A 5,182-nucleotide genomic window follows, 5' to 3' on the forward strand; every position below is an offset into this window, starting at 1 on the left:
ACGGACGCAGGGTACGTACACGCTCACCACGGCCAACCGGTTTGGAGGATTTGCGCTGCATACGCTCGAGCTTGTCCTTGACCTTGGCTTTCATCGCCGGCATCGCCACCGGCTTGAGGCCCACTTCAGCCGCCAGGATATCCACCTCGCCCTGGCTCATTTCGCGCCAGCGCCCCATCGGCAGGTCAGAGTTGAGGAACACCGGACCAAAACGCACGCGCTTCAGACGGCTGACCACCAGCCCCTGGGATTCCCACAGGCGGCGCACTTCACGGTTGCGGCCTTCCATCACCACGCAGTGGTACCAGTGGTTGAAGCCTTCACCGCCAGGCGCTTCCTGGATATCGGTAAAGCGCGCCGGGCCGTCTTCGAGTACCACGCCGGCCTTCAGGCGCGCAATCATGTCTTCGTCGACTTCACCGCGCACACGCACCGCATACTCACGGTCCATTTCGGACGAGGGGTGCATCAGGCGGTTGGCCAGCTCACCGTCGGTGGTGAACATCAGCAGGCCGGTGGTGTTGATGTCCAGACGGCCCACGTTGATCCAGCGGCCTTCTTTCGGACGCGGCAGGCGATCGAACACGGTCGGGCGGCCTTCCGGGTCGTCGCGGGTGCAGATCTCGCCGTCGGGCTTGTTGTACATGATGACGCGGCGCACGGTCTCGGCGGCTTCTTCACGCTTGATCAGGCGACCGTCGACGGAAATCGCATCGTGCATGTCGACACGCTGGCCAAGGCTGGCATCCACGCCATTGACCTTGATGCGGCCCTGGCTGATCCAGGCCTCGACGTCACGGCGTGAACCCACGCCAATGCGCGCGAGTACTTTTTGCAGTTTTTCGCCGGCTGGACGCGGCGGGCTGTCTTGCAGATCCTGGTCACTCATCTGGGCACCTCCCGGTGTAATGCTTCTGGAAATCATTGAATTGGCGAAACAAGCGCCAAAAAGGTCGCGAATCATACGCTGAACCGGCGTCGAACGCACCACAGACTAGTCGATATTGCCGCACGCAACGGCGTTTTCCGCTCGAAGGGCTGTCAGTCGCGCGGCACGTCCTGGACGTGTGCTTCATCCTCGGGCTCGTCAGGCGCCTGCAGCAGGTCATCAAAATCGGTCTTGAGCCCCTGCTCCATGGAGTCCAGCTCCAGCAGCAGGCTGTGGAAGCTGGTTTGCTCGACCGCTGGCTCGGGCTCGGCACTTTCGTCGGCCAGTGCCTGCAGGTGCGCCGGTACCGGCGCATCGTCCACCTCCAGCAGTGGATCGGGCTCCATCTCGCGCAGCTCGGCCAGCGAGGGCAGCTCATCTAGGTTCTTCAGGTTGAAGTGATCGAGGAAAGCCTTGGTGGTGGCGAACATCGCCGGCTTGCCGGGCACTTCGCGGTAACCCACGATACGCACCCACTCACGTTCGAGCAGGGTCTTGATGATGTTGGTGTTGACCGCAACGCCGCGCACATCCTCGATCTCGCCACGGGTGATCGGCTGGCGGTAGGCGATCAGCGCAATGGTCTCCAGCAGGGCACGCGAGTAGCGCTGCGGGCGTTCTTCCCACAGGCGCCCTACCCAGGGCGCGTAGTCCTCGCGAATCTGCAGGCGATACCCCGAGGCCACTTCCTTGAGTTCGAAGGCACGCCCGGCACAGGATTTGCGCAGCACCTCGAGGGCCTTTCTGAACACCGCAGGTTCGGGGCGCTCGGCCTCCTCGAACAGCTCGTACAGGCGCTCCAGCGATTGCGCCTTGCCGGAGGCCAACAGAAAGGCTTCCAGCAACGGCGCCAGGTCACGGGGTTCAGTCAGGTTCATTGGGGTGCTCGTGTACGGTTATTCGGCCCGGGCGCGGACATGGATGGGAGCAAAGGGCTCATTCTGCACCAGTTCGACGAGAGATTCCTTGACCAGTTCGAGCACTGCCATGAACGTCACCACCACGCCCAGCTTGCCCTCCTCGGCGCTGAACAACTCGACGAAAGGCACAAAGCCGCCGCCCTTGAGGCGTTCGAGCACATCGCTCATGCGCTCGCGGGTCGACAGCGCCTCGCGGCTGACCTGATGGCTTTCGAACATGTCGCCGCGGCGCAGCACCTCGGCCATCGACATCAGCACCTCTTCCAGGGCGACGTCCGGCAGCAACTTGCGAGCCTTGGCCTGCGGCGCCTCCAGGCGCGGCACGATCACCTCGCGGCCGACCCGGCTGAGCCCGTCAATGCCCTCGGCAGCGGCCTTGAACCGTTCGTACTCCTGCAGCCGGCGGATCAGTTCCGCTCGCGGGTCGTCTTCTTCCTGTTCGATTTCGGCCGAACGCGGCAACAGCATGCGCGACTTGATCTCGGCCAGCATGGCGGCCATCACCAGGTACTCGGCCGCCAGCTCCAGGCGTACGGTCTTCATCAATTCGACGTAGCCCATGTACTGGCGGGTGATTTCCGCCACCGGAATGTCGAGGATATCCACGTTCTGCTTGCGGATCAGGTACAGCAACAGGTCGAGCGGCCCTTCGAACGCTTCGAGGAACACCTCCAGCGCGTCGGGCGGGATATACAGGTCCACCGGCATTTCGGTCATGGCTTCGCCATACACCATCACCAGCGGCAGTTCCTGCTGAGCCCCGGCCTGCGGGTCGAGGGCCGGCGCGGCGCGGGCGACCTGATTCACGCTTCGACCAGAAACGGGGTCGGGTCGCCACAGCCTTCACGGATCAACACCGGCTCGTCGCCAGTCAGGTCGATCACGGTGGAGGCCTTGAGGTCGCCAAAGCCGCCATCGATGATCAGGTCGACGTGGTGCTCCAGGCGCTGACGGATTTCGTAGGGGTCGGTCATCGGGTCTTCGTCGCCCGGCAGGATCAGGCTGACACTCATCAATGGCTCGCCAAGCTCGGCCAGCAACGCCAGCAGGATCGGGTTCTGCGGCACGCGCAGGCCATGGTGCGGCGCTTCTCGTGCAGCAGCAGGCGCGGTACTTCGCGGGTACCGTTGAGGATGAAGGTGTACGGGCCTGGCACATGGGCCTTGAGAAGGCGGAAAATGCCCGTGTCGATCTTGGCGAATACCCCCAGTTGCGACATGTCGCAGCACATCAGCGTGAAGTTGTGGGTCTTGTCCAACTGGCGCAGGCGACGCACACGCTCCACGGCTGCCTTGTCACCGATCTGGCAGCCCAGGGCATAGGCCGAATCGGTCGGGTATACCACCACGCCACCCTTGCGGATGATTTCGACAGCCTGTTTGATCAGACGCGCTTGCGGGTTCTCCGGATGAATCTGGAAAAATTGACTCACATTGTCTACCTGTTCAGACGGCGGCAGTGGGCTGCTCATGTTTGAATCGACGCCACAGGGGTGGCAGGTCCTCCGGCAATGGCCGGTAGACACCGATCTCAGACCAGGCGCCCGGGCCATGAAAGTCGCTGCCGGCGCTGGCCAGCAGACCGAACTCGCGGGCCAGGATCGACATTGTGCCCACCTGTTCGGCGGGCATCATCCCGTTTACCACTTCCAGCGCCTGGCCACCTGCTTGAATATAGTCGGCAATCAGCCGGCGGCGCTTGCTGCGGGTTAATTCGTAGTGCATCGGATGGGCCAGGCTCACCCAGGCATGCGACTGACGCAAGGTCTGCACGGTGTCGTCCAGGCTCGGCCAGTGCAACTTGACGTCGCCCAGCTTGCCGGCGCCCAGCCATTTGCGGAAGGCTTCGCCGCGGTCCTTGACGTAGCCGGCGCGCACCAGGTATTCGGCAAAGTGGGGCCGCGCCGGCGCATTGCCACTGTCGCCCAGTTCCTGCTGGATGGCACGCGAGCCATCGAGGGCACCGGGCATGCCCTTGAGGGCCAGGCGTCGGTCGATCTCTTCGGCACGCAACCAGCGCCCGTGGTGCAACGACTCGACCGCCTGGCACAACGGTTCGGCATCGAGGGGGAAGTTGTAGCCCAGCACATGGATCGTGGCGCCGCCCCAGGTGCAGGACAACTCCACCCCGCTGACCCACTGCATGCCCAGTGCCTGCGTGGCGGCATAGGCCTCGCGTTGGCCTTCAAGGGTATCGTGGTCGGTCAACGACAGCATCCGCACGCCGTGTTCGTGGGCACGCGCAACCAGCGCCGTAGGCGACAGGGCGCCATCGGACGCGGTGCTGTGGCAGTGCAGATCAACATTCATAGGTGGCGCTTTCGCTCTCATTGATGTTTGTTATTATGCCGTCACATCCTGCTTCTGGCTGCCACTGTGAAACAATTCATCGATTTCATCCCGTTGTTGCTGTTCTTCATCGTCTACAAGCTCGACCCGCGCACGGTCGAGCTGGCAGGCCAGTCGTTCGAGCTGGGCGGCATCTACAGTGCCACGGGCGTGCTGATCATCAGCTCATTGGTGGTCTATGGTGCCCTGCTGATCCGCCAGCGCCGCCTGGAAAAAGGTCAATGGCTGACCCTGGGGGCGTGCCTGGTGTTTGGCGGCCTGACCCTGGCCTTCCACAGCGAGACCTTCCTGAAGTGGAAGGCGCCGGTGGTCAACTGGCTGTTTGCGATGGCCTTTGCCGGCAGCCACTTCGTGGGTGACCGGGTGCTCATCAAGCGCATCATGGGCCACGCGTTGACCTTGCCGGAGCCGGTATGGACCCGCCTGAACCTGGCGTGGATCGCATTTTTCCTGTTCTGCGGCGCGGCCAACCTGTTCGTTGCCTTTACCTTCCAGGACATCTGGGTCGACTTCAAGGTGTTCGGCAGCCTGGGCATGACCGTACTGTTCCTGGTGGGCCAGGGCGTCTATCTGTCCCGTCACCTGCATGACAGCGACCCGACCACTCCAAAAACCGAGGATTGACATGCTCTACGCCATCATTGCCACAGACGTTGCCGACTCGCTGGAAAAACGCCTGGCTGTGCGCCCGGCGCACCTGGAACGCCTGCACCAGCTCAAGGCTGAAGGCCGCCTCGTATTGGCCGGCCCGCACCCGGCTATCGACAGCAATGATCCGGGCGCGGCGGGTTTCAGCGGCAGCCTGATCGTTGCCGAGTTTGAGTCGCTGGAGGCCGCGAAGGCTTGGGCGCAGTTGGATCCGTTCGTTGCGGCGGGTGTTTACGCTGAGGTTGTGGTCAAGCCGTTCAAGCAAGTCCTGCCGTAACCTTCGCCGCGCCGGCTGTGGCTGTAGATCTTGCCGTTGCCGTTGATCTTGATCTTGATCT

At 63.0% G+C, this 5,182-nt stretch carries 6 protein-coding genes and 1 pseudogene; 2 read left to right on the top strand and 5 right to left on the bottom strand.

Annotated features, from left to right (window positions below):
- The 5 genes and pseudogenes from rluB to G3436_RS21550 all read right to left on the bottom strand — a co-directional run.
- A partial coding sequence (rluB, locus tag G3436_RS21530; protein WP_163949255.1) for a 23S rRNA pseudouridine(2605) synthase RluB occupies positions 1 to 889 on the bottom strand: 889 nt, incomplete at its 3' end.
- A 152-nt stretch (positions 890 to 1,041) separates the two neighbouring features.
- Positions 1,042 to 1,806: an SMC-Scp complex subunit ScpB gene (gene scpB, locus G3436_RS21535; protein WP_163949258.1), complete on the bottom strand. Its 765-nt coding sequence runs from the start codon at positions 1,804 to 1,806 to the stop codon at positions 1,042 to 1,044.
- Positions 1,807 to 1,824: 18 nt separating this feature from the next.
- Entirely contained in the window at positions 1,825 to 2,523 is a 699-nt protein-coding gene (locus G3436_RS21540; protein ID WP_163949269.1) for a segregation and condensation protein A, read from the bottom strand.
- A gap of 128 nt (positions 2,524 to 2,651) precedes the next feature.
- Positions 2,652 to 3,280 (bottom strand): annotated as a pseudogene (locus tag G3436_RS21545) (L-threonylcarbamoyladenylate synthase).
- A 13-nt stretch (positions 3,281 to 3,293) separates the two neighbouring features.
- Positions 3,294 to 4,157, bottom strand: a complete 864-nt coding sequence (locus G3436_RS21550) for a PHP domain-containing protein (RefSeq protein ID WP_163949261.1) — start codon at positions 4,155 to 4,157, stop codon at positions 3,294 to 3,296.
- A gap of 66 nt (positions 4,158 to 4,223) precedes the next feature.
- Between G3436_RS21550 and G3436_RS21555 the strand changes: the two genes are divergently transcribed.
- Positions 4,224 to 4,820 carry a septation protein A gene (locus G3436_RS21555; RefSeq protein ID WP_338001302.1) on the top strand — a complete coding sequence of 199 codons (597 nt, stop codon included), beginning with the start codon at positions 4,224 to 4,226 and terminating at the stop codon, positions 4,818 to 4,820.
- A 1-nt stretch (position 4,821) separates the two neighbouring features.
- Positions 4,822 to 5,121 (top strand): YciI family protein, encoded by a 300-nt coding sequence (locus tag G3436_RS21560; protein ID WP_163949267.1) that lies wholly within the window; start codon positions 4,822 to 4,824, stop codon positions 5,119 to 5,121.
- Positions 5,122 to 5,182 lie beyond the last annotated feature (61 nt).

It is taken from the genome of Pseudomonas brassicae, assembly GCF_010671725.1.
Lineage (GTDB): Bacteria > Pseudomonadota > Gammaproteobacteria > Pseudomonadales > Pseudomonadaceae > Aquipseudomonas > Aquipseudomonas brassicae.

Coding starts and splice junctions, on each gene's coding strand:
- G3436_RS21550 (WP_163949261.1), bottom strand. CDS start 4,157: ATGAATGTTGATCTGCACTGCCACAGCACCGCGTCCGATGGCGCCCTG.
- G3436_RS21560 (WP_163949267.1), top strand. CDS start 4,822: ATGCTCTACGCCATCATTGCCACAGACGTTGCCGACTCGCTGGAAAAA.
- scpB (WP_163949258.1), bottom strand. CDS start 1,806: ATGAACCTGACTGAACCCCGTGACCTGGCGCCGTTGCTGGAAGCCTTT.